Genomic DNA, 26400 nt, shown 5'->3' with positions numbered 1-26400 from the left:
GTTCGGCGGGCTGGCTCGCCCGAGCCAGCGCCGCGCAGCGGACTACGCTGTAGGCCGCGGGTAGACACGGTGATCGGGCGGAGGGAAAACGGATGGGGTACGTGCACGTCAACGGTAGAGACCTGTACACGGAAATCTCGGGCGAGGGTGAGGGCGCGGGCGAGGGCGAGCCCGTGCTCGTGCTCCACGGGGGATTCTGTTCGCTCGAATCGCTCGCGCCCATCGCTGAAGCGCTCGCCGCCGAGCACCGTGTGTACGCCTACGAGCGCCCTGGCCACGGCCGATCCGCGGACATCGCAGGGGACTACTCCTACGAGCGCGGTGTGACCGACGCGCTGGCATTTCTTGACGCGCACGAGCTCTCCGATGCCCACGTCGTCGGCTATAGCGACGGCGCCATCATCGGGCTCATGCTCGCAATGCAGCACCCGGCGCGCGTGCGCTCGCTCGCGGCGATCAGCGCGAATCTGGACCCGTCCGCGTATGACCGCGATCCCGCAGTCAATGGGCCGATCCTGCCCGATTTGCCGGTCGCGTCGAGCCACGACGCAGCGCCACAAGCCGTCAGCGCGGAGCGCAGCGCCTATGCGCGCCTGTCACCCGATGGCCCGGCCCACATCGATGTCGTCTGGGACAAGTGCGTTCGCCTGTGGACGACCGAACCGCACATTGATCCGGCCGAGCTCGCGAGCGCGACCTCGCCGACCCTCATCATTTCGGGTGACCGCGATACCGTGCGCCCGCTGCACAGCCTGCGGATCGCTGCGGCGCTCCCGAACGCCCGGCTCGGCATCGTGCCCGGCACTGATCACGGCCTGGTGAACCAGCAAGCGATGCTGATCGCCGACATGATTCTGGCGTTTTACGACGCTGAGCGGCGCAGCAGCCACACGAAGTAGGGCGCCCCGATCAGCGCGAGCATGAGCCCGGCCGGCAGCTGTGCGGGGGAAATGAGCGTGCGTCCGAGGGTGTCCGCGACGCACACCAGCAGCCCGCCGAGCAGCATCGCCACGGGAATGACGCGGGTGTGCCTCGCCCCCACGATGGCGCGAGCAAGGTGCGGGGCCACCAGCCCGACGAAGCCGATGACGCCGACCGCCACGACGCTGACGGCCGCGAGGGCAGCCGCGATCGCGAGCAGCAGGAACCGGGTCTTTTCGAGTCTGATGCCGAGCATCCGCGGGGTGTCGTCGTCGATCATGAGGAGATCGAGGTGACGGCGCAGTCCGATGAGGATCGGCAGGGCGATCACCAGGGCACACGCCACCGGCAGCACATCGGGGAGCGTGCGACCGTAGGTGGTACCCGACAGCCACGTGAGAATGCGCGGCGCATTCCAGGGGTCAGCGCGCAGCAGCAGGAACGTGCTGAGCGCGCTCAGCCCGTACCCGCACCCGATGCCGATGAGCACGAAGCGATCCGGCAGCATGCCGCCGCGCCACGACAGCAGCGCGATCAGGCCGAACGTGGCGAGCCCGAAGACCAGTGCCAGCGTGATGAGTAGCGGCCTGCCGCCGCCTGAGGTCACCGCGACGACTGCTCCGAGCCCGGCGCCCGCCGTGATCCCCAGCAGGCCCGGCTCTGCCAGCGGATTGCGCACGGTCGATTGCACGATGGTGCCGGAGAGTGCGAGGGCTGCCCCGGCGAGGAGTGCGGCGGCGACCCGCGGTACCCGCTCGTCGACCGCGCGCGTAATCAGGTCGGGGGCGAGGCCCTGGGCCCAGAGTACGAGGTCGCCGGTGCGCAGCCAGAGGCTCCCCGCGAGCAGGCCGACGAGGGCCGCGACGACGAGGAGTATCGCGCAGACGCCGACGACGGTGACGAGGCGCTTTCGGGATCGACCGGGGGCCCGCGCCTGGGGCGGAGTGCGCACGCCGCCCGCATCGCGCATCCGCAGTGCGAGGACGACGATGACCGCCGCGCCGAGCAGCGCGGTCGGGATGCCGGTGGGCACCGACGTGGCGCCCTCCGCGCCGAGCAGCGCGCGCAGGCCGGTGTCGGCGAGCAGCACGAGCAGCGCACCGATCAGGCCAGAGGTCGGAATCAGCAGGATGTGCCGGGTGAGCGCCGGCACCTGTGCCGCGATCAACCGCGCGAGCACGGGAGCGCCGAGGCCGACGAAGGCAATGGGTCCGGCGAGCATTACGGCGGTGCTCGTGAGCAGCACCGCGCAGAGCACAGCGACGAGGCGGGTCGAACGGATCGGCACGCCGAGCGCCGACGCGGTGTCGTCGCCGAGGCCGAGCACATCGAGGCGGCGGGCGAGCAGCAACGCAGCGGCTATCACCACGGCAATCAGCGGAAGCGCCCGCAGCGACGCGTCGATGTTCAGCTGCGCGAGCGAGCCGCTGCCCCACGCAAAGAGACCCGTCGTGTTCTCCGAGAACAGGATCAGCAGCATCGCGGTACCGGCGTCCAGTGCCATTGCGAGCGCGGATCCGGCGAGGATCAGGCGCGTCGTACTCGTGCTGGCGCCCGAGAGCGCGAGCACCAGCGCGGCAGCCAGCAGCCCGCCGACGAACGCGACGCCGCCCGATGCCCAGAGCGGGAGCGTCAGGCCGAAGGCCGCGACTGCCGAGAGCGCGAAGTAGGAGCCCGCGGTGACGGCGAGCGTATCGGGGGAGGCGAGCTGGTTGCGGGTGATCGACTGCAGCAGCGCGCCGGCTGCGCCCAGTGCGAAGCCGACGGCGACCCCGGCGGCTAGCCGCGGTAGGCGCGACCCGGTGAGGACGTCGCCGACGGGAACGCCGCCGACTGTCTCGCGGGCACCGCCCGCGTAGCGAATCAGGTCCCATACCCCGACGCCAGAGGTGCCCTGCGTGACGTGCCATGCGCCGACGGTCACGACGGCGATAAGCAGGGCAAGGAGCACGCCGACACCGCGCGAGCTCCTGCTCCTGTTCATCGTCATCGTCATCGTCATCGTCGTCGGGTTACTTCTGCAGAATCACGTCGACGAAGGCGTCGACAGCCTGCTCACCCGAGAGCGGACCGCCAGCGCCCCAGACACCGGCCGGGAACGCGTGGGCGCGACCCTCGGTAACCGCCGGCAGCGACGTCCAAATCGAGCTCTTTTCGAGTTCGTCGGTGTACCCGCCCTCCTCGTCCTTCGAGTAGAACAGGTTGGCGTTACCCACAGCGGTCAGTCCCTCGAGATCGGTCTGCGCGAGCCCATAGGCGGGGTCGACGCCGCCGCTGCCGTAGGCCTTGTCGATGTCGCTCGTCCACGCGGGAGTGAGGCCGAGTTCCTCGCCAAAGGCGGTGAACAGCGCACCCTCGCCGTACGGGCGCACGATCAGATTGCTGCCCTCGACCCAGCCGTCGAAGAACACGAAGTCGGTCGTTGGCAGGTCGGCCTTCGAGACCTTCTGCTTCGCATCAGCGAGGTGCTGGTCGAAGTCAGCGAGCACCTCATCGGCGCGATCGGTGCGGCCCGTGGCCTCGGCGATGAGCGTGAACACCTGCTTCATGTTGCCGATCGGATCCTTGGTGTCTGCGCCGACCGTCACGAGCACGGGCACGTCGCTCTCTTTCTCGAGGGTGCGCACGATGTCGGCGTCGGCGTCGAATGCCTCGACAATGATGAGATCCGGATCCGCCCCGTACAGCGCGTCGAGGTCGGGCTCGCCGCGGGTGCCAAGGTCGACCACGTTTTCCGGGAGCTTCTCGGCGCTCACCCACGTGCTGTAGCCCTCGGGGTCAGAGACGGCGACCGGTGCGACGCACAGCGTCAGCGCGTCTTCGACCTGCTGCCACTCGAGCACCGCGACGCGCTGAGCCGGAGCGTCGAGCTTCACGGTGCGCCCCACCCCGTCGGTGATCTCGACGGGTCCGGTCGCGGTCGCGGAGGTGTCGTTCTGGCAGGCCTCAGACGTTGCTTGCGGGCCATCACCGGCACTCGACTCGACCGCGGTGGTGCCGCAGCCCGCGGCGGTCAGGGCAATGAGCGTGATGGCGGCACCGGCAACTGCAGTGCGCAGGGGACGAATCATGGGTGTCCTTTCGGAGGGGTGGTCAGAGCGACCGGGCGGTCGTGGCAATGGGGGCGGTGCGAGCCTCGTGGCGGCCGACGGGGTCGATGCGGATGCGCCCCGTGCTGCCATCGATCTCGACGTCGACGGGAATGCCGTACACCTCCGTGAGGTGCTCGGGCGTGAGTACCTCGGCGGGGAGGCCCGAGGCTCGAATGCGGCCCCGGTCCATCAGGATCACGTGGTCGGCGACGCGCGCTGCGTGGTCGAGGTCGTGCAGCACGATGCCGACAGCGACGCCCGTCTCTTCAACGAGGTCACGAACCAGATCGAGTGTCTCGATCTGGAAGCGCAGGTCAAGGTGGTTGGTCGGCTCATCGAGCAGTACAGCACCCGTTTCTTGTGCGACACACGCCGCGAGCCAGACGCGCTGCATCTCGCCCCCCGATAGTTCGCCGACGGGGCGCTCCGCCATGTCGCGTACCCCCGTGGCGCCGAGCGCATGGTCGATCGCGCGCCGATCCGCGTCGTTGAGACCCGCGAAGCGGCGGCGGTGCGGGTGGCGGCCGAACGCGACGACTTCGCCGACTGTCAGTCCCTGCGGTGCGGGCCGAGACTGGGAGAAGAGTGTTACCTCGTGCGCGAACTGTCGGGCAGTGAGCATGGACATAGGGCGGGCGGGCGCCGATGTATCGTGCGTGCCCCCGCTGATCGACACTGCGCCGTTCGGCGCGGGGTGCAACCGTGCGAGCGCACGCAACAGGGTCGATTTGCCGCTGCCATTGGGCCCGATGAGTGCGGTCGCGCGGCCGGGTTCGAGGGAAATAGAGACTTCGTGAACGACCTGGTGCTTGCCGTAGTGCAGATCGAGGTGCTCGCCGTGCAAGGCGACGGGCACGCGTGACGTGCGACTGGAGGCTGCTGAGGGCATGCGAAGAATTCTGATAGCGGGTGAATGCGAGGCGCCTCCGAGTCGGTTGCGCGTCGCAACTTAGGACAGCCTTGCTTACATCAGACTAGACCGCGGCCGGGTTTCTCTGCAATTGCGATGTGCTCTCTGATGGTGATTCAGACGACGAGTATGGGCCGAGTTCGTGAGCAACGTACGTGGGCGATGTCGGTGGCATGGTGGAGAATCAATCCATGGACGGAACCCAGTTGCACGAGCGCGCCGCAGCGCGAGCTGAAGAACTGCCTGGCGCAGTGCTTGAGCACCCGTTCGCGCCAGAGATCGACGTGTACAAGGTGCGCGGCAAGGTGTTCATGCTGTGCTCCACACTGCAGGGGTCAGAGATCGTCACGCTCAAGGCGGCGCCGGCCGACGCAAACGCGCTGCGTGAGGCCTATCCCGAGATCGTGCCCGGTTACCACATGAACAAGAAGCACTGGATTACGGTGTCTGCGGGCGGTGTGCTCGACGCCGAACTGCTCGACGACCTCGTGACCGAGTCGTATCTGCAGGTGATCGAGACGCTTCCGAAGCACGCCAGGCCAGTCGACCCGGCCACGTTCGGCAGACGCGACTGACCCGGTTACGACACTCTCGTTGCTACAGCGCGCGACTCGCATCCACCGTCGGGCGGTGAGGCACCCAGCAGGCGACGCGATCCGCGTAGTGCTCGAATTGCTCGCCGAACCGAGACTGCAGGTCCGCCTCCTCGTGCGGCCGAATGACCCAGTTCCAGAAGAACGACCCCGCGATTGCGTAGATCACCACACACCACGAACCGAGCATCAGCCCGACCGCCACGCCCTGCGCAATACCAGCGAGTGCCATCGGGTTGCGCACCCAGCGGTAGGGCCCCGCGATAACCAGGCGGCGTGCGGTGGCCGACGGGAGCGGCGTGCCATCGCCGCGCGTAGACATGGCGAGCGCCGACCAGATGCCGAGCGCGCTGGCTGCCGTGAGTAGCACCGCGCCGATCACGCGAATGCCAACGAGCGCGCCAGCGGTCCAGTCGAGACGCAGCCCCCAGCGTGCTTCGAGAAGAGCAATGCAGGTCGGGATCACAACAAGGAATAGCCCCCAGAAGACCACGATCTGACGCGCCGTGCGTGCCACGTGTCCGCGGGGCTCCGCGGCCGAGGCCTCGCGGAACGCGAACGGGCCGACGAGCAGGCGCTCGGTGGGCATTCGCTTGCACCACACGAGAAATGCCGCCCCGACGCTGCCCACCGTCGCGGCAATCATCGCGGCTGCGCCCCACCCGGCTAGCCCGGTGATCGTGGCGTAGAGCGCCATACCGGCGGTCACGAGCGCGGTCCACGGGGTGACGATCCAGATGGCCCATCTCGCACCGAAGGCCGCGAGCGCCGACGCGCCGACGAACAGCGGCAGATCGAACGCAGCGACCAGTGCGGGGTTGAGATCGCCGAGCGTCGCTTCGCGCACCCACGGCACGGTGAAGACCGACACCCACCACGCGACCCCGGCGAGGGTCTGCGCCGCGAAGTACCAGCGGCCGGTTGCGCGCGTGAACACGCGTCTACACGAGACCCATCTGACGCGCCCGGATCAGGGCCTCGGCCCGGCTCGACACCTTGAGCTTCTTGTAGATGCTGCGGGTTTGCGTCTTGATCGTGTTTGACGACACATGCAGCTCGCCAGCAATATCGTCGATCGATCCGCCCCGCGCGAGTTCGAGCAGCACGAGCGCTTCGCGCTTGGAGAGCTCTTCGAGCATCACCTCGTCACTCGCGAACGGGCTGCCAGACGGCGCGCGCCAGATATCGGCGGGCACGAGCGTGCGAATAACGGCGACATCGCCGGCCGGAACCCACGACAGAGGCAGCCGATTGTCGAGGCGGTCGAGCGCAAGAAACGCCTGTGTTGCGAGCGTGGACGCGCTTTCGGGGTCGCCTTGCCTGGCGTGCACCGCGGCGCGTAAGAACTGCTGCTGCACCACCTGGGCTGGGTAGAGCACGTCGGCGCTGCCGAGCGCTGCGCTGCCTATATCGTCGACCGAACCGAACTCCACTGCGTCGATCGCGTCGAGTCGCGCGAGCGCCTCTGAGGGTTGGGAGGCAAGGAGCGCGAGCCGGGCGCGCGCGAGTTGCGATGCGGGATCGGTGCCGTCGTGCGTGAGCGACGCCCGCGCGCGAACGAGGTCGCCGGTCGCCAGTAGCAGCTCACCGCGCAGCGTTTGGAGTTGCTCGGCCCACCCCTCGCTGATCGGCATGTCTTGTCGTTCGGAGAGGGCGGCGTCGAGCTCTTGAAATCCGTGTGCTGCCTGACCCGACATGAGACGCACCATTCCGCGCGTCCACACGATCCCGGGCCACAGCTCGTACGCATCGAGCCGCTCGATCACCGGCTGCAGTATCTCGATCGCGGCGTCGTGCCGGCCGAGACTCGCGGCACGCAGTGCGCTCGCGAGGTGCCACGCAACGCTCGGCATCGATCCTTGCCACCCGAGCCGCGTTGCATCAACCGCGCTCAGTTCTCGCTTCGTGGCGCGCATGTCGCCCATGCGGGCGTAGGCGAACGCGAGAATCGAGTGCAGGTACGCCTGACGGCCGAGGTGCGGGTCGCTGACGAGCTTTTCGGCGAGCGGGAAGACGTGTGCGATGCGCGCAGCGAGCACCTCGGTGACGATGACCTCGAGGCGAGCGGCGTGCATGCCCGAGCGCCAACTCGGTGTGCCGATGGGGCTCTGCCGAAAGAACTCTTCACCGGCGTCGACCGCGGCCTCATATTCGCGGCTCGCGCGGAGCCCGGCGAATCTGGCGAGCAGCAGCAATCGCCCCGCCGCGCCGCGCGCCTCAGAGGCGCGATTCTCGAGCGTCGGCATGCCGATCTGCAGCAGTTCGCGCATCCGGGGCGTGGGTACGACCGATGAGTCGCTCAGAGCCACCGCAATCATGATCGGGATCGTGCCCTCGCGGGCCAGCCGCTCTGGCGAAATGCCGTCGGTGATCGCGACGAGTTCGTCGGCCCGCTTCGGGCTGATCTCCGAGTAATTGCGTACGAAGTGGGGGAAAATCGCGCGGTCCATGCCGCCGTCAACGAGCATTTCGAGAGTGTCGATCGGGTCGGCCTTGTCGTACAGCTGCTCAAAGGCAAGCTGTCGCACTTCGGCGACGCGCTCGGGGGGCAGTTCTGCAATGGCTCGCGGACGCAACGCGGTCGTGGTCAGCGTGTGCATGCGAAACACCGGGCGGCCCCGCTGTCGTGCCAGTCGGCCGTACCCGAGCCGGGTGAAACGTTCGAAGGCGGCCCACGACGAGATGCCGCCCAGTCGCTCAGCAAGTGCTTCGTCGACCTCCGGAACGAGCGAGGTGACGAGGGCGAGTTCGCGATCTGCGACGGATTCGAACGCGGGCGCGAAATCGGCGAGCAGTGACTCCACGCCCCGTGTGACCTCGTGCGTCGTCGGGCGGTGCGCGCCGTCCCGCGAGAGGCTGGTCATCACGGAAAGCGCAAGGCGCACGGCGAGCGGATGCCCGTGCGTCGAGCGCCGCAGAGCCGCGAGTTCAGCGTGCGACAGTTGATACGGGAGCGTCGATGCGACTGCTGCGAGCTCGGCCGACGTGAATGCAAGCTCCGTGGCGGTGATGAGCGTCACGTCGAGGCCGGCCGCGGTCAGTGGAATCTCGAACCGGGAGTTCGTTCGCGAGGTCGCGAACAGTCGCATGTGCGGCGCGCGCCGCAGCAGTGACACGAGCTGCTCTTGTAGCTCCGCGTCGGCGTAGTGAAGGTCGTCGATGGCGAGCGTTACCGGATGCGGGTCGCGCATCGCGGCCGAGGTGATGAGCGCGAGAGCCTCGTGCGGCGGGATGCGCCCGCTCGCGAAATCGTTCACAAGCGCGCCGAAGGTCTCGGGTCGCGCCGAATTCATCGCTTGCAGAATGCGCAGCCAGAACACGTGAGGGTCGCTGGCGTGGGCATCAAGTGCCACCCACGCGCACGCGGCAGACGGTTGCTGGGACAGCCACTGTGACATCAGCTCGGTTTTGCCGGATCCCTGCTCGGCGTTAACGACGACGATGCGCGCCGCGCGACTGAGTCGCTGCAAGAGTTCATCACGGCGGAGCCTGCCCTGCGATTCGACCGCGGGGCCCGCAATGAGCTCAACGTTCGCCGGCACTCTGCCCCCAAACCTGTTCGGTTCGACCCGAACCAGCAATACCTGGCCGAGGGGTTTCGCGTGCCAGGCGGCTCGTTCTGGAGCCGTTCCCAGCTTAACCGGAATGTTACCTCTGGCGCGGCACTCGTACGCGGGGCGGAATCTCGCGGCAGTGAGACCTCCGCGGCAGTCCCTGTATGGACCCGGGGAGAGACTCTGTCACAGATCCGTTACAGGAGCACAGTAGGCTCGGGGTCGAGATTCAGACCGGACCGCCCGGCCCCTTCCGATCCCTGGAGGAATCAATGAAGATTCGTTATGTAATTCCCGCACTGGCCGCGGCGGCCGTGCTGACACTGACCGGCTGCGTCAACAACGCAGACTCCGAAAGCGGCTCGGGTTCAACCGACTCCAAGCCGTCAGCCGAGATCAAGGCGGACGACGCGGCGGTTGCGCTGCTGCCGAAGGAACTCAAGGATTCGGGCGAGTTGCGCATCGGCACCGATGCCGAGTACCCGCCGAACGAGTACAAGGACGCCGACGGCAACCCCGTTGGCTGGGGTGTCACGCTCGCCGAGGCGGTCTCCGCGAAGCTCGGCCTTGAGCCGAAGTGGGAGATCCTTGGCTTCGACAGCATCATCCCCCGTATTCAGGAGGGCGCGCTCGACATGGGTTCGTCGTCATTCACCGACAACGTTGAGCGTCAGAAGTCGGTCGACTTCGTCGATTTCTTGAACGCCGGCACCCAGTGGGCTGCCGCAACCGGTGCCGACGTCGACCCCGCAAATGCGTGCGGGTTGACCATCGCTGTGCAGGCGACCACGGTGCAAGACACCGACGAGCTGCCCGCGAAGTCGAAGGAGTGCACCGACGCCGGCAAGGAGCCGATCGAGGTGCTGCGCTTCGATGGCCAGCCCGAGGTGACCCAGGCCGTCGTCGACGGCCGTGCAGATGCGTTCTCGGCCGACCTGCCGGTCACCGGCGACGCAGTCGCCAAGCTTGGTGACAAGCTCGAAACCGTCGGCGACGTCTTCGATGCGGCGCCGTATGGCTTCGCAACTCAGAAGGGCAGCGACACCACCAAGGCAGTGCAAGCGGCGCTGCAGTCGCTGATTGACGACGGTACCTACCTCGAGATCCTCACCGACGCTGGCATTGAGGCCGGCGCCGTGGAGCAGGCCGACATCAACGCTGGCACGGAGTGATTGCGTAACTATGTCTGAATCCCACTCAACTGGTGCGGGGCCCGAGGCCCCGCACCAGGAGTCGGTGCCGATCGAGGCGATCCGACTCAGACACCCCTGGCGCACGGTCTTCGCGGTTGTGCTCGTCATTATCGTGGCGTTGTTCCTCTACGACACGGCGTTCAATCGGCCCGTGTTCAACTGGGGCGAGGTCGGCAAGTACCTGTTCGATGTGCGCATTGTTTCGGGCGCGGGCTACGCACTGCAGCTGACGGTCTACTCAATGATCATCGCCGTGGTGCTCGGTGTCGCCATCGCCGTGATGCGGCAATCGCCGAACCCCGTGGTGAAGTCGATCGCGTGGGTGTTCCTCTGGCTCTTCCGCGGTACGCCCGTGTATGTGCAGCTCGTGTTCTGGGGCCTCGTTCCCACGATCTACAAGACGGTCACGCTCGGTATTCCCTTTACCGACGCCGCGTTCTCGTTGAACACGAAAGACCTGCTGAGCTACTTCACCCTCGCCGTGATCGGCCTTGCACTGAACGAGGCCGCCTACATGGCCGAGATCGTGCGCGCCGGTCTGCTGTCGGTCGACAAGGGTCAAGAAGAGGCTGCGACGGCTCTCGGCCTGGGATGGTGGCACACGATGAGCCGCGTCATTTTGCCGCAGGCGATGCGCGTCATCATTCCCCCGACCGGCAACGAGGTCATCTCGATGCTGAAGACCACTTCGCTCGTGACCGCGGTGCCGTTCACGCTCGACCTCTACGGTCGTGCCCGTGACATTTCGGCGGTCACCTACCAGCCGGTGCCGATGCTGATCGTTGCATCGATCTGGTACCTGGCGGTCACCTCGATTCTGATGGTGGGCCAGTACTTCCTGGAGAAGCACTTCGCGAAGGGCGTGGCGCAGCGACCCGACGTCATGAAGCCGACGGTTGAAACGCAGTCGATCGGCGTCGTCGGCCTCTCTGACGAGAGTCACCCGACCTACCCGAGTGCTGGCGGCGGAGAGACGATCGTGCCCCCGCACAACCGACCCGGAGGGGGTGGCGCATGAGCGTTCACGCGACCGATACGCCGATGGTCAAGGCCGAGGGTGTGTCAAAGGCCTACGGCTCAAATCTCGTACTGAAGTCCATCTCGCTCGAGGTACAGCGCGGCGAAGTGCTCTGCCTCGTCGGCCCCTCGGGGTCGGGCAAGTCCACCTTCCTCAGGTGCATCAACCACCTCGAAACGGTCAATGCTGGCCGGCTGTCGGTCGACGGCGAGCTGGTCGGCTACCGCCAGAAAGGCGACAAGCTTTACGAGATGCACCCGCGCGAAGCATCGGAGCAGCGCCGAGACATCGGCATGGTGTTTCAGCGATTCAACCTCTTCCCGCACTTGACCGCGCTCGAGAACGTGATGATCGCGCCGACGCTGCTCAAGAAAAACAATCGCGCGAAATTGAAGGCGCACGCGATGGAGCTGCTGGCGCGAGTCGGGCTAGCAGAGCGGCACGATTACTACCCGGCGCACCTGTCGGGCGGGCAGCAGCAGCGCGTCGCAATCGCCCGAGCGCTCGCGATGGAGCCGAAACTGATGCTCTTCGATGAGCCGACTTCGGCACTTGACCCCGAGCTCGTTGGCGAGGTGCTCGATGTGATGAAGGGCCTCGCCGAGAGCGGCATGACGATGATCGTCGTGACGCACGAGATGGGGTTCGCGCGCGAGGTCGCAGACAAGCTCGTGTTCATGGACGGCGGCGTGGTCGTCGAATCGGGCGATCCGACCGACGTGCTCACCAATCCGCAGCGTGAGCGCACCAAGGCGTTCCTGTCGAAGGTGCTGTAGGCGCACGCGCGCCGAAGTACCGACGCAGGATCGTGGCGGGGACCCATTTGGGCCCCCGCCATTTGTGTAATACCCGGCTGTGATGGTGGGGGTTCTCTGCCGCAGCTGGCGTCAATGACGACAATCAGAAAGGCAACAATGGTTACCAAACGGTCATCACTGGCCATGATCGGTGCGGGGGCACTGATCGCGGCGTTGTTCGTGGGGGGAGTCTCCTCTGCGGCCACCGCGGCACCGGGCGATTTGCCCACTCCAATCACCTACGAAATCTCCGATCGAGTGCAGGGGCCGGGTAGTTATCCGGCTCAGACGCCGCTGCCAGAGGTGGCAGACGATGCGGCTGACCAGTCGCTCGTGCGCGGCGCCGTGCCCTACGCCGAGGTGGCGCGCACGGTTAACGGTCTGATGGCGACGAGCGACCGGGTGTCGGCGCAGGTCGTGGGCAACTCGACCCAGGGGCGCGACATTCAGCTCGTCACGCTGACCGCACCAGAGACGCCAGAGCAGACCGCGCAGCAGCGGGCCTGGAAAGACAAGATCAAGCACGACCCGGCCGGTGCCGCCGCCGACGCGGCGCTCAACGCGGGCTACAAGGTGCCGATCTGGTTCAACGGCAACATCCACGGCAACGAGTGGGAGGGCGCCGACATCGTGCTCGACTACATCGAGAAACTCGCGATGTCAGATGATCCAGCAATAGTCGAGATGTTGCAGAAGTATCGCTTCTACTTCACCGTGACCAACAACCCCGACGGCCGCGTCAACGGCACGCGCGCAAACGCTGAGGGCTTCGACGCGAACCGCGACATGATCACGGGCGTCACGCCCGAGTCCCGCGTGATCCGCGATCTCGCTGGCGTGATCCAGCCCACGTTCTATGTCGATCTGCACGGTTACACCGATGTGCTGCAGATCGAACCCTGCGGCCCGCCGCACGGTGAGAACTACGAATACGACCTCTTCCTGCCGCACGCCTACTCGGCCGCTCTCGCGATCGAAGAGGCCGTGACCGGCGCGAACATCGAGGGCAACACCTACCTCGCCGCCGACGGCGGAGTGACCACCGAAAACACCGGCAAGATCAAGATTCCCTACCGCGACGTGCGCTCGGGCTGGGATGACTGGCCGCCGCTGTTCACGCCGCAGTTTCTCGCCTACCAGGGCGCGGTGACGAACACCGTCGAGCTGCCGCTCGGCCGCACTGCTGATCCCGTCGAGAGCCAGCGCCGCACCGACGTCAATGTCGAGGTGGGCATGGTCACCGTCGAGACCGCAACGGAGTACTTCGCAGACAACTCGGGCGCGCTGCTGCAGAACCAGATGGAGATCTTCCGTCGCGGTGACGCGGGCGAACCGCTGAAGTCGATCCCGGCTGATCCGAACCCCGCAGACTACCCCGGCATTCCGCAGGAGTGGATCGAGATCTGGGACGAGACCGACGTCTACGGCGCGCAGTTTCCCCGTGCATACGTGATTCCCGAGAACGTTGAGCAGCAGCGCTCGGTGACCGACGCTGCGCGTCTCGTTGACCAGCTCATCGCCAATGGCGTCGAGGTGTCGCGCGCGACGACCCCGGTGACGGTGGGGGAGACGACGTACCCCGCCGGCAGCTACGTGGTCGACATGCATCAGCCGCTCCGCGGCATGGCCAATGTGCTGCTCGCCGATGGCTCAGACATTTCGACGCGCGTCCCCGACATGTACGACATGTCGGCATGGAGTCTCGCGCTGCTGTGGGGCGCAGACGTCTTCCCCGTCGGTGCAACGCAAGACGCATCGCTCGACGGGGTGGGGCTCGAGGCCGTCTCGGCCGCTGCGCCTACTGGCGTGCTGCCCGAGGGCGCGGGGTATCTCGAACTCGCAACGCCCGGCGCCGCCGAGTACCAGGCGATCAACGTGCTGCTCGAGCAGGGCGTGGCGATCTCTGAGTTCGCCGATGGCTCTGTGATTCTCGGCAATGACGAGGTCACGCGGGCTGCCGCCCAAGCCGTAGCCGACGCCTACGGGGTGCAGTTCACGGCCTCGACGGGCGCGCGCCTACTCACCGAGCCGAGCACGGCGCTCAAAGCGCTGCGGGTCGCCTACTCGGGCAATCAGGACGACCGGGTCACCCTGAACCGCCTCGGCTTTACCGACCAGGTGCAGGTCAGCGCTGCGTCGCTCACCGCGAACCCCGCGCTGCTCGACGACGTCGATGTGCTCTGGGTCGGCGGCAACCTCGCGTTCAATGGCGCGCAGGCCGCCGGTGCTGACGCGGTGACGCGGTTCATCGCCGCCGGCAACGGCGTCGCGGGGAAGGGGGCGGCGGTTGCAAGCGTCGCGAACACCTTCGGTCTCACCCAGGTGACCGCGACCAGCGGCACGCGCAGCTCGAACGGCATCGTGCGCGTTGAGAACACCGAGGGCGGGTTGCTCTCGACCTACCCGCAAGACACGGCGTTCGTCACGCCAGCGGTCTGGTACTCAGGCCTCGGTGAGAACGCGGCTGTGGAGCAGCGCTACGCAGCAGAGAACCTGTTCGTCTCGGGCCACTGGGCCGATTCGGCGGGGGCGAGCCGGGCAGATGCGGCGGGTCAGGCGTCGGTCGTCTCGGCCGAGGCAGAATCGGGTAGCGAACTCGTGATGCTGGGCACATCGGTGAACTTCCGCACGCACCCGGTGGGGAGCTACTCGTGGATCGCGCGGGCGCTCTTTGACGTGAACGCGAACGCGGGCACGCCGGTGCCGGTGACCCTCGGCGAAGAGCACCTCACCGACGACACTCGCGGCGGAGTGCAGGTGCCCGACGAGATCGAGATCGGCAAGCCGTTCGACGTGACGTTCACCGATGTCGCCGATGGTACCGAGGTCGAGCTGAGCTACTTCGGTGCGGGCGTGCCCGCAGCGGATCCGGCGCAGCCTGCTGCCGAGCCAGTTGACGCTCCCGCAGCTGCTCCCGCGGCCGCTGGTGTCGTCAACGGTGGGTCGCTTACCGTCGCGGCGCTGCCCGAGGGCATCGAAGCGGGTGAGCTGCGCATCGCGGCAACTCAGGCGGCGGGCACCTCGCTCATCGGCTGGGATGACACGGTGGCCGTTGCGGCCGAGGTGCCGGGCGGTGACCCCGATGCCGAGGCAGACGGCGCGGCAGACGGTGGCACCGGTGCGGGTGCCGATGCAGGTGCCGTCGGCAGCTCGGATAGCGGCGCCGCCGCTTCCGGTTCAGCCGATGCCGGATCGGCTTCGGCCTCGGTTAGCTCAGCCGGATCCGCCAGTGGTGCCGGTGGCGCTGCCGACGGGTCCGAGGGTGCGCTCAGCAACACCGGTGGCATGGAGCTGACCGGTGGCATCGCGCTCGCGCTGCTCCTCGCGCTGACCGGAGGCGCGGCGCTCGTGATTCGACGCAAGCGCGCCGGTGCGGGGGTGGTCGCCGAGTAGCGGTCAGCCGCCACACACAGGCGGGAGCCGGGCCCCACATCGGGTGCCCGGCTCCCGCCGATGCGTTACGCGCTCGTGCCGAGCTCGTTCTTGATCTTGGTGGTCGAGACTCCCTCGGTGCGATCGAGATAGACGACCTCGCAGTAATCGCGCAGAACCTCGAAGCGGGGGTCGCCCTCCCAATCGCCGCCCATCACGACGGTGTCGATCTCGTACTTCTGCACGTCGCGGATCTTCTGATCCCAGTCTTCCTCGGGAATCACGAGGTCGACGTAGCGCACGGCCTCGAGCATGTTCTTGCGCGTTTCGAAGTCGTGATACGTCTGCTTACCCTTGCCAGCGTTGAACGCCTCGGACGACGCTGCGACGACCAGGTAATCGCCGAGCGCCCTTGCACGGCGCAGTAGACGGATGTGTCCCCAGTGCAGGAGATCGAACGTACCGTAGGTGAGGATCCGCTTCATGCCCCCAGTGTACGGTTCACGGCCCTGCTACTGCGACGCGCCTGCCCGCCCGCCGCCCGCGTGGCCCGCCGCCCGCCCGCCCGTCTCTCATCGCTGCCCGCCCGCCCGTGTGGCCCGTCGCCGCCCGCCACGTGCCAGCTAATGCGCCGAACCCCTACTTACTCGCCGAGCCCCTCCCGCGATCACGCATGTTGGGGAGGGATTCGGCGAGTAAGTAGGGGTTCGGCAGGCACAGCGGGGCTCGGCAGGCACAGCGGGGTTCGGCAGGCACAGCGGGGTTCGGCAGGCACAGCGGGGTTCGGCAGGCACAGCGGGGTTCGGCAGGCACAGCGGGGCTCGGCGAGTACCGACCCCGGGCCCCGCCCGCGCGGCCCTAAGCGACCAGCAGCCAGATGCCCGCTATCGCGGAGACGAGCGCGATGAGCAGCGCGACGCCGATCAGGATGGCGTGCACCCGCAAGAACTTGGTTGCGCGGCCCTGATCGTCGCGCGCCCGGGGGTCCTTCGCGACGCGGGTCCAGAAGCGCGGCCACACCACCACGTTGTAGACGGCGTTGATGAGCAGCAAGATTCCGGCGAAAGCGACCATCCGTTCAGTCTAGGCGCGCGGGGTGCGCGACGCCCGGGCCCCGGCGACGCCGAACGCGAGCTCGCCGAGCGCCACGATGGCGAGCATCACGAGCACCGCAGACCACCCGACACCCGACTCGACGAGCAGGCCGGGTACGAGGGGCCCTGCGGCGGCTGCCCCGTATCCGATGCCCTGGCTGACCGCGGAGAACGACGCGGTCTGCGCGATGCTCGGGGCGGTGAAGACGATCAGCGCGATCGAGAGGCCGAACGCCGAACTCAACGCTATGCCGAGCACCGCTATGGCAACGGGCATCAGTGTCGTCGGCGCGAACGCGAGGCTGAGCAAACCGGCGATCGCGAGCGTTGCCGTGCCGACGAGGAGGCCGATTCGCCACCGGGCGCGCGAGGCGAGGCTCGGCGCGATGAGCGAGGCGGGCAGGCCGGCGATGCTCATCCAGGCGAGCAGCAGTCCCGCCTGTGCGGGGTCTGCGCCGCGCGAGATCGCGATCGTCGGGAGCCACGCGGTCAGCGAGAAGTAGATCAGCGCCTGGCAGCCGAAGAATCCGGTCACTGGCCAGAGGCCGCGCGCCCTGAACACCGACGTGCGCGGCTGGTCGCCCGGGCTCGCACCGCCGGCCACACCGCCGTCGACCCGGCGACTGAAGACCAGCGCGAGTGCGGTCGCGATCAGCAGCGGCACGGACCACGCGGCGAGCGCGGCGCCCGCGCGGTCGCCGAACGCGTGGAAGAGCGGGATCGACAGGGCAGCGCCGGTCGCGGCGCTGACGCCGAACGAGGTCGTGTACACCCCTGTCCAGAATCCGCCCTTCGCTGCGAGCGAGTGGCGAATGATCTGCGGGGCGAGAATGCCGAGCAGCGCAATCGTCGCGCCGACGATGACGGTGCCGGCGAACAGTGGAACGGGGGCGAGGGGGCGCACGAGCGTCGCGACCGCGAGGGCGGCGAGCAGGATCGAAATGGATCGCGATAGGCCGAGCCGCGCCACGAGCGCCGGTGCGAGTGGCGACGCGAGACCGAAGAGCAGCACGGGAATGGAGGTGAGCACGGCAATCGCGGTGTGCGAGAGTCCGTACGCGTCCCTGATCTCGCCGAGCAACGGCGACACGCTCGTGATCGGGTAGCGTACGCTCAGCCCGACGGCGACGGTGAGTATTCCTGCTGCGACCCCCTGTCGGCGGCTAGGGCTGCTCATCGAGCAGGCGTTCCTGCTGGGCAAGGACGCCGAGTGCGGCATCGCGCGCGCGGTCTGCATCGCCGGCGGCAATCGCCCGAAGCAGTGATTCGTGCTGGTCCGCGCGATCCGGGTCGCCACCGACGGCGAGGCACGATGCGTCTGAAATTGACTCGCGCAGTGAGGTGTCAAAGCTCGCGTAGATATCCGAGAGCAGGCGGTTGCCAGAGGCTTTCGCGATGCCGAGGTGGTACGCGACGTCTGCTTCGGTGAAGGCCTCGGAGTCGCGGGCGTCGATCGCCGCGCGGCGCTGGTCGAGCAGCGCCGTCAACGCGGCGAGGTCTGCCTCGCTGCGCGCTGTCGCGGCCTCTGACGCGGCGAGCGCGTCGAGCGCGCGGCGCACGCGAATGACCTCGCGGCTGTCGGCGGAGTGCAGCGCGCGGCGCAGCGCGACCTGCGTCGGGTCGGTGGCGATGACGTACGTGCCATCGCCCTGCCTGGTTTCGAGCAGGCCGAGCTGTACGAGTGCTCTGACCCCCTCGCGAATTGAGGGGCGGCTGACGCCGAGCGCGACGGTGAGCTCAGCTTCTGAGGGGATCCGGGTGCCGAGCACCCAATGCTCCTCATAGATTTCGCGCTTCAGCTCATCGACCACCGTGTCGACGAGAGAGCGTCGTTGAATGTGTTGCACGTCACCATCCTTGCAGATCGGGGTACTTGTATGGTTATCATATGTCTTACGTTTAACCGGCGCCATCTCGGAGTCGCGCAAACGGTCTCTCTCACGCGAAAGGCTCACCAATGACGGCGACCCCCACTCAGCCCCGGCTGCGCACCCCCGGCCTGGTCGACGGGCACATCCATCCCGACAAGACGTCGTGGGGCGGCCCGTGGATGTCGCGTCGGCCAGCGGCCACCCTTGCCGAGCTCATCGAAAACGATCGCGCGACGCAGTTCGACTTTCCGAACACCGTCGAGGAGCGCTCGTTCGCGCTGCTGTCGCACGCGCTCGCGAATGGCACCCTCGGCATGCGAGCCCACGTTGACGTCTCCTCAGAGATTGGCATCGCGAATGTCGAGGGGGTGCGGGCCGCTGCTGAGCGGCTGCCGGGTCTGACGGTGAAGATCGTCGCGTTTCCGCAATTCGGGCTGCTGACGAATCCGGGAACGCTCGAGGTGATGGCCGCATCGCTCGACGCGGGAGCCGATCTCGTGGGCGGCATTGATCCAGGCGGCATCGAGGGCGATCTGCACGGGCACCTCGACGCGGTATTCGGCCTGGCCGACCGCGCCGGCCGTGACATCGACATCCACCTGCACGACGGTGGCGAGCACGGACTCGAGCAGATTCGCGAGATCGCGCGTCGCACGATCGCGGGCGGCCGTCAGGGTCGCGTCACGATCGGGCACGCGTTCGCGCTCTGCGACACGGCGCTCGTGAGCCTCGGGGAGACGCTCGATCTCGTCGCCGAAGCGCGGATCTGGATCACCACGTGCGCGCTCGGCCCCGACCCCGTGCCCGACATCGACCGCTTCGAACGACACGGCGTGCGTCTCGTCGCCGGGTCTGACGGCGTGCGCGATTCGTGGAGCCCGTTCGGCACCGGCAGCATGGTCGACCGAGCGCACCTGCTGGCCTATCGCACCGGTGCGCTCACCGACGCCGACCTCGAGCGGGCCTTCGCCATCGCGTCGGTCGCGGGCGGCGAGATGCTCGGCCTACCCGAGATCGCCGGCTGGACCCCCGAGAGCGACACGTATCTCGAATTCGCGGCCGGCAGTATCGCGCAGCTCGTCACGGATCGCCCGGCGCCGAGCCGCGTGGTGCGCGGCGGCGTCGCAGTGGCCTGAACGCTTCACTTCACACTCACCTCTCGTCACACCATTCGCTGGAACAAAGGAGTCCCCGTGTCTATCCGACCACTCACGCTGATCGGCGCGTTCGCCGTCGCTGCGCTGACCCTCACCGCCTGCTCGGGCGGTGGTGCGGGCGGCGGCAACGCCGCAGGCGGCTCGAAGAGCGCCGCGTTCAACATCGACGCCGCTGACCTCGCTACCACCACCGACCCGGGCACCGCCCCCGTCGACCGGGTGACCTGGAATCTGCCGTACGAGCCGCTCTCGCTCGACCCCATGCTCTCATTCAACTACGCCGAGAACACGGTCGACTCGAATCTCTGCGAGGGCCTGACGCGCATCACCCCCGACCTCGAAATCGAGAACGCTCTCGCCGAATCGGTCGATTCACCCAATGACACGACGTACGTCTACACGCTTCGCAGCGGCGTCACGTTCTGGGACGGCACCCCGCTCACCGCTGACGACGTGGTCTACTCGCTGAGCCGCCAGGTCGGACCCGATTCGGCGACCTACTGGTCTGACTACTTCACCAACGTCAAGTCTGTCGAGAAGACCGGCGACGCAGAGGTCACCGTCACGCTGAGCCAGCCCGATGCGCTCTTCGCGCAGGGCATGTCGAGCGCCGCGGGCGCAATCGTCTCGAAGGCGGCTGCCGAGGCCGCGGGTGAGCAGTTCGGTACTCCCAAGGGCGGGCTGATGTGCACGGGCCCGTTCGCGCTCGAAAGCTGGGAGCCGGGCAAGGCGATCACGCTCACGAAGAACGCCGACTACTGGGATGCGAACCTCGTGCCGAAGGTCGAGCAGCTCTCCTTCAGCTTCATCGCCGACGAGTCGACGGCGGTGAACGCGCTGCGCACGGGTGATGTGGATGGCCAGTTCTTCTATCTTCCGCCGGCGGGACTCACACAGCTTGAAGACAGCGACGCGAAGATCACCTTCGGAAAGTCGTACATTTTCTGGTCATTGCGGGCGATTCAAGACACCGGCACGTTCTCGAATCCGAAGGTGCGTGAGGCGTTGCTCGCGGCGATCGACACCGAAGCCATCGCTGACGTGGTGTTCCAGGGTGCGGCGATCCCGTCGCCCGTGCTGGCGGGGCCCGCTTACTACGGCACCGGTGAGGCTGGCGACCTCTTCCAGAAGGCGTTTGACAGCTATTCGATCAAGCCCGATATCGCGAAGGCCAAGTCGCTGCTCGCGGAGGCCGGAGACGTTTCCGAGCCGATCGTGCTCGGGGTGCAGGGTTCGTCTGCCGTGCACGAGCAAACGGCCAACCTGATCCAGGCGGCCGGCGAGGCAATCGGGCTCAAGATCGAGACGAAGGTGATTCCGGTCGAGCAGTTCGGCAACCTCTACTTCGATCCGAAGGCGCGGGAGGGGCTCGACGGGTTCTTCACGACCTACTACGGCAACGTGACAGATCCGCTCGACGTGTACACGACCTTCACGCCCGAGAGCACGAATAACTTCATCAAGTACGACGGCGCTGCGAAAGAACTCGCCGAGGCCCGCGGCACGCTCGATCCGGTCGAGCGCGCGAAGTACACGATCGCCGCGCAAGAGAAGATCACGCGCGACCTGCCGTGGCTGCCGATGGGTGACCTGCCGGTGATCCTCGTGCAGAACAAGGCGATCTCGGGAGCCACCGCCTCGTCGGCGTACCTCGGGTACCCGTGGGCGGCAACCATCGGGGGCGTGGAGTAGCTCGTGTCGATTCCCGCATTTCTGCTGAAGCGAACGGGCGGCCTCGTGCTCGTGCTGTTCGTGACCTCCTTCGTGGTCTTCGGCATGCTGTATCTCGCTCCCGGGAGCCCGCTCAGCTTCGTGCTCGGGCCCCGGGGCGGCACGGCCGAGCAGATCGCGCGGGTCACCGCGCAGTACCACCTCGACGACCCGTTTTTCGTGCGGTACTTCTCGTGGGTCGGCGACATTCTGACCGGCAACCTCGGCGACTCGGTCGTGTATCGGCAGCCGGTCTCCGATCTCATCGGTGGTCGCATTGGCACGACGGTCGCGCTGATCGCGCTGGCGACGCTCATCATCGCGGTCGTGGGCGTTGGTCTCGGACTCGTCGCCTCGCTCAAGGGCGGGTGGGTCGATCAGGTCGTGACGACGCTCGCAACGCTCGGCCTTGCGACCCCGGCCTTCGTTATCGGTGTCGCGCTGATCAGCGTCTTCGCCGTCGGGCTCGGTTGGTTTCCGACAAACGGTAGCGGCAGTGGTGGCCTCGACACGCTCACCCACCTCGTGTTGCCAGCGATTGCCCTCGCCGTCGCGAGCGCCGCGTATCAGGCCCGCATCACGCGCGCCTCGGTGCTCGAAGAAGAGGGGCGCGAGCACGTGCAGACGGCCGTCGCGCGGGGCCTGCGTTCCGGCATCATCGTGCGCAGGCACATTCTGCGGAACGCCCTGATTCCGATCACGACGGTGCTCGGGCTGACGGTCGCGACGCTCATCGCGGGTGCCGTGGTCATTGAAAACGTGTTCGCGCTCGACGGCCTCGGATCACTGCTCGTCCGCGCGATTCTGCAGCGTGACTTCGCCGTGGTGCAGGCTGTCATTCTCGTGCTCGTCGTCGCGTTCGTCGTGATCAACGCGGTCGTCGACTTTTTGTACACGATCATCGATCCGCGCATCCAACTGGGGAGCAAGCAATGACCGCGCCGAGCACCACTCAGATCGCCCTGCGCCGGTCGCGGGCGACCGACCCCGGCCGCTTCGTACTCGCCGGTCGCAAGCTCGGGCCGACGGGCATCATCGCCGTCGTCGTGCTCGCCGTGTTCGTGGTTGCGGCGCTGTTCGCGCCGTGGCTTGCGCCCTACGATCCCGACTTTCCGGATCTTTTCGCGGCGCTCTCTGGCCCCACCCCCGAGCACCTGCTCGGCGCCGACGCACTCGGCCGAGACCTGCTGTCGCGGTTGATGTACGGCGCGCGCATTACGCTGCTCGGCCCGACGCTCGTGATCCTCATTGCCACAGTTGTCGGGAGCGCGCTCGCCCTCATTGCAGCCTGGAATCGAGGCCGCGTCGACACCGTGATCTCGTGGGTGCTCGACGTGCTGTTCGCGGTGCCCGGCATCGTATTTGCGCTCATCGCCGTTGCGATCTTCGGGCCGAATCTGCCGACCGTCGTGGTCGGACTCTCAATCGGGTACATCCCCTACGTCGCGCGCGTGGTGCGCGGTGCGGCGCTTCGCGAGCGCGGCATGCCGTATGTGCAGGCGGCGTGGTTGCAGGGTCAGTCGGGCGTGGGCATCAGCCTGCGGCAGATTTTTCCGAACGTGCAGCCGATCGTCGTCGCCCAGGCCGTGTCATCGCTCGGCTTCGCGGTGATCGACCTCGCCGCGGTCTCATTTCTGGGGCTTGGCGTGCAGCCGCCGACCGCCGATCTCGGCCTCATGGTCAAGAGCGGCTTCGACTCGCTGCTGCGTGGCCAGGCCCTCGAAGCGATCGCAGCGGGACTCGCGATCGTGCTGATCGTGTGGAGCATCACCGTCATTGGCGACCGGCTCGCCTCGAACGCAAGGAGCATCCGATGAGCACACCGCTGCTCGAGGTGGAAAATTTGCACGCCAGCCTCATCACGAAGTACCGCCGGCTCGACCTGTTGAACGGGGTGAGCTTCACCCTCGATCGGGGCGAAGCACTCGGGCTGGTCGGGGAGTCGGGATCGGGCAAGTCGCTCACCACGCGAGCCGTCACGCGAATGCTCGCGGCTGGGTTTCGCACCGAGGGTGCCGTGCGCTTCGACGGTGAATCGGTGCTCGACATGAAGCGGGAGCGGTTGCGGCGGTATCGGGCGCGTGACGTGGGGATGATCTTTCAGGATCCTCGCGCGCACGTGAATCCCGTGCACACCGTGGGCGACTTTCTGACGGAGGCGCTCGTGCGCGACCGCGGTGTGAAGCTCGACGAGGCGAAGCGCCGCGCTGTGCAGCTGCTCGACGAGGTCGGGGTGCGGCACGCGGAGCGGCGGCTCTCGCAGTACCCACATGAGCTCTCGGGTGGGCTGCTGCAGCGCGTCATGATCGCGAGCGTGCTGCTCGCAGAACCGCAGTTGATCCTCGCCGATGAGCCGACCACCGCGCTCGACGTGACCGCCCAGTCAGACGTCATGGCGATCCTCGACGAACAGCGCAAGGCCCGCGGGCTCTCGCTGCTGTTCATTACCCACGATCTCGAGCTCGCGAACGCGTGCTGCGACCGGCTCGCGGTGATGTACGCGGGCGAGATCGTCGAGCAGGGCACGCACGTCTACGACTCCCCGCAGCACCCGTACACGGTGGAGCTGCTGGGTGCTCGGCCGAGTATCGAGGAGCGTCTCGACCGGCTGCCGGTGCTCGAATACAACCTCGAAATCCACGAAGCACTGAAGGCGAGGGCCACCGCATGAGCGCACCCATCATCACCGTGAGTGAGCTGCGCAAGGTGTTCCCGGCACCGCGCGGATCGAAGGGCGAAGAAGTCGTCGCCGTCGACGGCGTCTCGTTCGATCTGTACGCGGACGAGTGCCTCGCCATCGTGGGGGAGTCGGGCTCGGGCAAGACTACGGTTGCGCGTATGATCGTGGGCCTCGAAACCATCACGTCCGGCACGGTCACGGTGCTGGGTCAGGACCGCTCGGCTGCTCCCCGCAGCCTCGCCGCCCGCCGCGAGCGCGCGCGTGAGGTGCAGTACGTGTTTCAAGACCCGTACTCCTCGTTGAACGGGCGCCAGCGCATCGGTGAGGTGATCATGTCGAACCTGCGCCTGCACGCGAAGGCCGCCGGGGCGCGGCCGGCCGAGGGCACGATCAAGCAGCAGGCACAGGGGATTCTCGACGCGGTCGGGTTGCCGCAGCGATTCTTCGACCGGTACCCCCGGGAACTCTCGGGTGGCCAACGGCAGCGCGTCGCGATCGCGCGGGCGCTCGCCGCAGACCCGAAAGTGATCGTGCTCGACGAGGCGGTCGCGGCGCTCGACGTCTCGATTCAGGCGCAGATTCTGAATCTGCTCGCCGACATCAAGGCCGAGCGGCAGGTCAGCTACCTGTTCATCTCGCACGACCTCGCCGTCGTGCATCAGATTTCAGACCGCATGGTGGTGATGGAGAACGGGGTCATTGTCGACCAGGGCATCACCGCGGATCTCCTCGCGAACCCCACCCACCCATACACGCGCTCGCTGCGTGCGGCGGTGCCCGGCCCGGGATGGAAGCCGAAGAGACGCGAACGGCTGGCATCGTGAGCCAGAGCACCCAAGTGGGTCCGGTCGATGGGCGCTCGGGAGCGGGGGCGGGCCCCGCGGTCGGAGCTGGGGTCGGAGCTGGGGTCGGAGCGGGCTCGCGAGCGGTCGCGGTTCGGGCGGACTACGCGGTCGTGTTCGATTCGGGGCGGATCGGCGGGGGCGGGTTCGTGGAGGTGCGTGATGCGACCGTCCTCGTCAGCGGGGACCGCATCGTGGCCGTGGCGAGCGGGGTGGCCGGGGCCGCGCTCGCGGCCGACGCGGACGAGGTGATCGAACTCGGCGAGAGCCTGCTGATGCCCGGCCTCATTGACCTTGAGGGGCTCGTCGACATTGATCACCTGCTGCTCGACTCGTGGTGGGGGCCCGAGCACGAGGCGCGCCTCGAATGGTCCGCTGACTACGCCCGCGCGCCGCGCGAGGTGCTGTCGGCAGCAGATCGCAGCGTGCTGCGGAAGTACGGGCTCGTGCAGCTCATCTTGCACGGCGTCACGAGTGCGATGCCGATTGCGTCTGAGGTGCACGTTGCCTGGGCCGAGACCCACGATGACCTGCTCGACACCGCGCAGACCGCGAGCGCGCTCGGTATCCGCACGTTTCTCGGCCCGTCGTACCGCTCGGGCGTGCACGTCACCCACACCGACGGATCACCCGGCATGCACTGGGATGAGGCGCGCGGCGAAGCTTCGTTTGCGGAGGCGGTGCGGTTTCTCGACACCGTCGAGGCGCTCGGCGATCCGCTGGTGACCGGTGCGCTGGTGCCCTGCCGCATTGAGACGGTGAGCGACGCGATCCTGACGGAGACGGGGCGGATCGCGGCCGTGCGTGACGTGCTCGTGCGTGCCCACGCGACGCAGGGGCTCGACTCCGAGATCGGCGTGCTCGCGCGCGACGGGCGGGGAGCGCCGCTCGACGTGCTCGAGCGTTGCGGACTGCTCACCGAGCGGCTCATTCTCGCGCACGGTGTGTACCTCGACGTGCACCCCGATGTCGATGGCGACTTACGCGACAAGCACGGCGACAGTGGCGATTTGGCGCGGCTCGCGGCCGCCGGGGTGTCGATCGCGCACTGCCCGCTCACCAACGCGAGATACGCGTTCTGGTTGGAGCGGCTGTCACAGTACCTCGACGCTGGCGTGAACATCGGGTTGGGTAGTGACTCGTTTCCACCCGACCTCGTGCGTGCCATCGACACCGGTGTGCAGCTCGCGAAAGCGCAGCACGGTGATCTCGGCCGAGGCATGCTCGCCGAGTACGTCGAGGCGGCGACACTGGGCGGTGCCCGCGCGCTTCACCGCCCCGATCTCGGCCGCATCGAGCCGGGTGCCGCGGCCGACCTCGTCGCCTTCAGGCTCGACGACCCGCGGATGGGCGCAATCGACGACCCGATCCGCACGCTCGTGCTCGCCGGCACTGGCCGCGACGCGCACTTCAGTATGGTGGCCGGACGTCTGGTGATGCGCGACGGTGAACTGCCGGGCATCGACCTGGCCGAACTGCGTCGGGAGGGTCAGCGGGTGTTCGAGCAGCTGCGCGCGGGGTACGGCGAGCGGGATGCGCTCGCGGGCGCGGGGGAGCTCTTCCCGCCGGTCTTCCCGAGTGCCGAATAGTTCGCGC

Annotated in this window: 22 protein-coding genes; 13 read left to right on the top strand and 9 right to left on the bottom strand. The window is 67.4% G+C overall.

The window, feature by feature from the left end:
* The first annotated feature begins 92 nt into the window (after positions 1-92).
* Positions 93-899 carry an alpha/beta fold hydrolase gene (locus ACFWHR_RS00395; RefSeq protein WP_382446290.1) on the top strand — a complete coding sequence of 269 codons (807 nt, stop codon included), beginning with the start codon at positions 93-95 and terminating at the stop codon, positions 897-899.
* Here ACFWHR_RS00395 and ACFWHR_RS00390 read toward each other — a convergent pair.
* The 3 genes from ACFWHR_RS00390 to ACFWHR_RS00380 are packed head-to-tail and all read right to left on the bottom strand — an operon-like array spanning position 863 to position 4902.
* A complete protein-coding gene (locus ACFWHR_RS00390; RefSeq protein WP_382446289.1) occupies positions 863-2911 on the bottom strand; it encodes an iron ABC transporter permease in 2049 nt (682 codons plus the stop codon). The two genes, ACFWHR_RS00395 and ACFWHR_RS00390, sit on opposite strands and share 37 nt — an antisense overlap.
* Before the next feature lie 22 nt (positions 2912-2933).
* Positions 2934-3992 (bottom strand): iron-siderophore ABC transporter substrate-binding protein, encoded by a 1059-nt coding sequence (locus tag ACFWHR_RS00385; protein ID WP_382446288.1) that lies wholly within the window; start codon positions 3990-3992, stop codon positions 2934-2936.
* Between the two features lie 22 nt (positions 3993-4014).
* On the bottom strand, positions 4015-4902 hold the full coding sequence (locus ACFWHR_RS00380; RefSeq protein ID WP_382446287.1) for an ABC transporter ATP-binding protein: 888 nt from the start codon (positions 4900-4902) through the stop codon (positions 4015-4017).
* A gap of 212 nt (positions 4903-5114) precedes the next feature.
* Between ACFWHR_RS00380 and ACFWHR_RS00375 the strand changes: the two genes are divergently transcribed.
* On the top strand, positions 5115-5498 hold the full coding sequence (locus ACFWHR_RS00375; protein ID WP_382446286.1) for an MmcQ/YjbR family DNA-binding protein: 384 nt from the start codon (positions 5115-5117) through the stop codon (positions 5496-5498).
* Positions 5499-5520: 22 nt separating this feature from the next.
* Here the strand turns inward: ACFWHR_RS00375 and ACFWHR_RS00370 are convergent, their stop codons facing one another.
* Entirely contained in the window at positions 5521-6453 is a 933-nt protein-coding gene (locus ACFWHR_RS00370) for a methyltransferase family protein (RefSeq protein WP_382446285.1), read from the bottom strand.
* A gap of 4 nt (positions 6454-6457) precedes the next feature.
* The gene (locus ACFWHR_RS00365) at positions 6458-9058 is read right to left on the bottom strand and encodes a LuxR C-terminal-related transcriptional regulator (protein ID WP_382446284.1); all 2601 of its coding nucleotides are present in this window, start codon (positions 9056-9058) and stop codon (positions 6458-6460) included.
* A gap of 284 nt (positions 9059-9342) precedes the next feature.
* On the opposite strand from ACFWHR_RS00365, the gene ACFWHR_RS00360 reads away from it, so the two are divergent.
* From ACFWHR_RS00360 to ACFWHR_RS00345, 4 genes are all read left to right on the top strand, one after another.
* Positions 9343-10242, top strand: coding sequence for an ABC transporter substrate-binding protein (locus ACFWHR_RS00360; RefSeq protein WP_382446283.1), 900 nt, complete (start codon positions 9343-9345; stop codon positions 10240-10242).
* 10 nt (positions 10243-10252) lie between these two features.
* Entirely contained in the window at positions 10253-11281 is a 1029-nt protein-coding gene (locus tag ACFWHR_RS00355) for an amino acid ABC transporter permease (protein WP_382446282.1), read from the top strand.
* Complete coding sequence (locus ACFWHR_RS00350; protein WP_382446281.1) at positions 11278-12057, top strand: amino acid ABC transporter ATP-binding protein; 780 nt, start codon at positions 11278-11280, stop codon at positions 12055-12057. Before ACFWHR_RS00355 ends, ACFWHR_RS00350 begins: the two co-directional genes overlap by 4 nt.
* 138 nt (positions 12058-12195) lie before the next feature.
* Positions 12196-15471 (top strand): M14 family zinc carboxypeptidase, encoded by a 3276-nt coding sequence (locus ACFWHR_RS00345; protein WP_382446280.1) that lies wholly within the window; start codon positions 12196-12198, stop codon positions 15469-15471.
* A 65-nt stretch (positions 15472-15536) separates the two neighbouring features.
* On the opposite strand, the gene tagD is transcribed toward ACFWHR_RS00345, so the two are convergent.
* The 4 genes from tagD to ACFWHR_RS00325 all read right to left on the bottom strand — a co-directional run bounded on the left by tagD (position 15537) and on the right by ACFWHR_RS00325 (position 18391).
* Positions 15537-15935, bottom strand: coding sequence for a glycerol-3-phosphate cytidylyltransferase (gene tagD / locus ACFWHR_RS00340; protein WP_382446279.1), 399 nt, complete (start codon positions 15933-15935; stop codon positions 15537-15539).
* 373 nt (positions 15936-16308) lie between these two features.
* Complete coding sequence (locus ACFWHR_RS00335; protein ID WP_382446278.1) at positions 16309-16524, bottom strand: SCO4848 family membrane protein; 216 nt, start codon at positions 16522-16524, stop codon at positions 16309-16311.
* Positions 16525-16533: 9 nt separating this feature from the next.
* Positions 16534-17721 carry an MFS transporter gene (locus ACFWHR_RS00330; protein ID WP_382446277.1) on the bottom strand — a complete coding sequence of 396 codons (1188 nt, stop codon included), beginning with the start codon at positions 17719-17721 and terminating at the stop codon, positions 16534-16536.
* The gene (locus ACFWHR_RS00325; protein ID WP_382446276.1) at positions 17708-18391 is read right to left on the bottom strand and encodes a FadR/GntR family transcriptional regulator; all 684 of its coding nucleotides are present in this window, start codon (positions 18389-18391) and stop codon (positions 17708-17710) included. Before ACFWHR_RS00325 ends, ACFWHR_RS00330 begins: the two co-directional genes overlap by 14 nt.
* 110 nt (positions 18392-18501) lie before the next feature.
* On the opposite strand from ACFWHR_RS00325, the gene ACFWHR_RS00320 reads away from it, so the two are divergent.
* From ACFWHR_RS00320 to ACFWHR_RS00290, 7 genes are read left to right on the top strand one after another with little or no spacing between them, the layout of a single operon-like run.
* Complete coding sequence (locus tag ACFWHR_RS00320) at positions 18502-19551, top strand: amidohydrolase family protein (protein ID WP_382446275.1); 1050 nt, start codon at positions 18502-18504, stop codon at positions 19549-19551.
* Between the two features lie 57 nt (positions 19552-19608).
* Positions 19609-21264 carry an ABC transporter substrate-binding protein gene (locus tag ACFWHR_RS00315; RefSeq protein WP_382446274.1) on the top strand — a complete coding sequence of 552 codons (1656 nt, stop codon included), beginning with the start codon at positions 19609-19611 and terminating at the stop codon, positions 21262-21264.
* Positions 21265-21267: 3 nt separating this feature from the next.
* Positions 21268-22218: an ABC transporter permease gene (locus tag ACFWHR_RS00310; protein WP_382446273.1), complete on the top strand. Its 951-nt coding sequence runs from the start codon at positions 21268-21270 to the stop codon at positions 22216-22218.
* On the top strand, positions 22215-23099 hold the full coding sequence (locus ACFWHR_RS00305; RefSeq protein ID WP_382446272.1) for an ABC transporter permease: 885 nt from the start codon (positions 22215-22217) through the stop codon (positions 23097-23099). Before ACFWHR_RS00310 ends, ACFWHR_RS00305 begins: the two co-directional genes overlap by 4 nt.
* Positions 23096-23953: an ABC transporter ATP-binding protein gene (locus ACFWHR_RS00300; RefSeq protein WP_382446271.1), complete on the top strand. Its 858-nt coding sequence runs from the start codon at positions 23096-23098 to the stop codon at positions 23951-23953. Before ACFWHR_RS00305 ends, ACFWHR_RS00300 begins: the two co-directional genes overlap by 4 nt.
* On the top strand, positions 23950-24786 hold the full coding sequence (locus ACFWHR_RS00295; protein ID WP_382446270.1) for an ATP-binding cassette domain-containing protein: 837 nt from the start codon (positions 23950-23952) through the stop codon (positions 24784-24786). The genes ACFWHR_RS00300 and ACFWHR_RS00295 overlap by 4 nt, the downstream gene beginning before the upstream one ends.
* Complete coding sequence (locus ACFWHR_RS00290; RefSeq protein WP_382446269.1) at positions 24783-26393, top strand: chlorohydrolase family protein; 1611 nt, start codon at positions 24783-24785, stop codon at positions 26391-26393. The genes ACFWHR_RS00295 and ACFWHR_RS00290 overlap by 4 nt, the downstream gene beginning before the upstream one ends.
* Positions 26394-26400 lie beyond the last annotated feature (7 nt).

It is taken from the genome of Leucobacter sp. NPDC058333, assembly GCF_042726155.1.
Classification (GTDB): Bacteria; Actinomycetota; Actinomycetes; order Actinomycetales; family Microbacteriaceae; genus Leucobacter.
The sequence above is the reverse complement of the archived record's forward strand: the minus strand, read 5'-3'. Positions and strand labels throughout refer to the sequence as shown.

What these genes read in the sequence shown, in the direction of transcription:
- ACFWHR_RS00295 (WP_382446270.1), top strand. Translation starts at nt 23,950, where the DNA reads ATGAGCGCACCCATCATCACCGTGAGTGAGCTGCGCAAGGTGTTCCCG.
- ACFWHR_RS00385 (WP_382446288.1), bottom strand. Translation starts at nt 3,992, where the DNA reads ATGATTCGTCCCCTGCGCACTGCAGTTGCCGGTGCCGCCATCACGCTC.
- ACFWHR_RS00375 (WP_382446286.1), top strand. Translation starts at nt 5,115, where the DNA reads ATGGACGGAACCCAGTTGCACGAGCGCGCCGCAGCGCGAGCTGAAGAA.
- ACFWHR_RS00360 (WP_382446283.1), top strand. Translation starts at nt 9,343, where the DNA reads ATGAAGATTCGTTATGTAATTCCCGCACTGGCCGCGGCGGCCGTGCTG.
- ACFWHR_RS00345 (WP_382446280.1), top strand. Translation starts at nt 12,196, where the DNA reads ATGGTTACCAAACGGTCATCACTGGCCATGATCGGTGCGGGGGCACTG.
- ACFWHR_RS00335 (WP_382446278.1), bottom strand. Translation starts at nt 16,524, where the DNA reads ATGGTCGCTTTCGCCGGAATCTTGCTGCTCATCAACGCCGTCTACAAC.
- ACFWHR_RS00320 (WP_382446275.1), top strand. Translation starts at nt 18,502, where the DNA reads ATGACGGCGACCCCCACTCAGCCCCGGCTGCGCACCCCCGGCCTGGTC.
- ACFWHR_RS00390 (WP_382446289.1), bottom strand. Translation starts at nt 2,911, where the DNA reads ATGACGATGAACAGGAGCAGGAGCTCGCGCGGTGTCGGCGTGCTCCTT.
- ACFWHR_RS00305 (WP_382446272.1), top strand. Translation starts at nt 22,215, where the DNA reads ATGACCGCGCCGAGCACCACTCAGATCGCCCTGCGCCGGTCGCGGGCG.
- tagD (WP_382446279.1), bottom strand. Translation starts at nt 15,935, where the DNA reads ATGAAGCGGATCCTCACCTACGGTACGTTCGATCTCCTGCACTGGGGA.
- ACFWHR_RS00330 (WP_382446277.1), bottom strand. Translation starts at nt 17,721, where the DNA reads ATGAGCAGCCCTAGCCGCCGACAGGGGGTCGCAGCAGGAATACTCACC.
- ACFWHR_RS00355 (WP_382446282.1), top strand. Translation starts at nt 10,253, where the DNA reads ATGTCTGAATCCCACTCAACTGGTGCGGGGCCCGAGGCCCCGCACCAG.
- ACFWHR_RS00395 (WP_382446290.1), top strand. Translation starts at nt 93, where the DNA reads ATGGGGTACGTGCACGTCAACGGTAGAGACCTGTACACGGAAATCTCG.
- ACFWHR_RS00300 (WP_382446271.1), top strand. Translation starts at nt 23,096, where the DNA reads ATGAGCACACCGCTGCTCGAGGTGGAAAATTTGCACGCCAGCCTCATC.
- ACFWHR_RS00350 (WP_382446281.1), top strand. Translation starts at nt 11,278, where the DNA reads ATGAGCGTTCACGCGACCGATACGCCGATGGTCAAGGCCGAGGGTGTG.
- ACFWHR_RS00380 (WP_382446287.1), bottom strand. Translation starts at nt 4,902, where the DNA reads ATGCCCTCAGCAGCCTCCAGTCGCACGTCACGCGTGCCCGTCGCCTTG.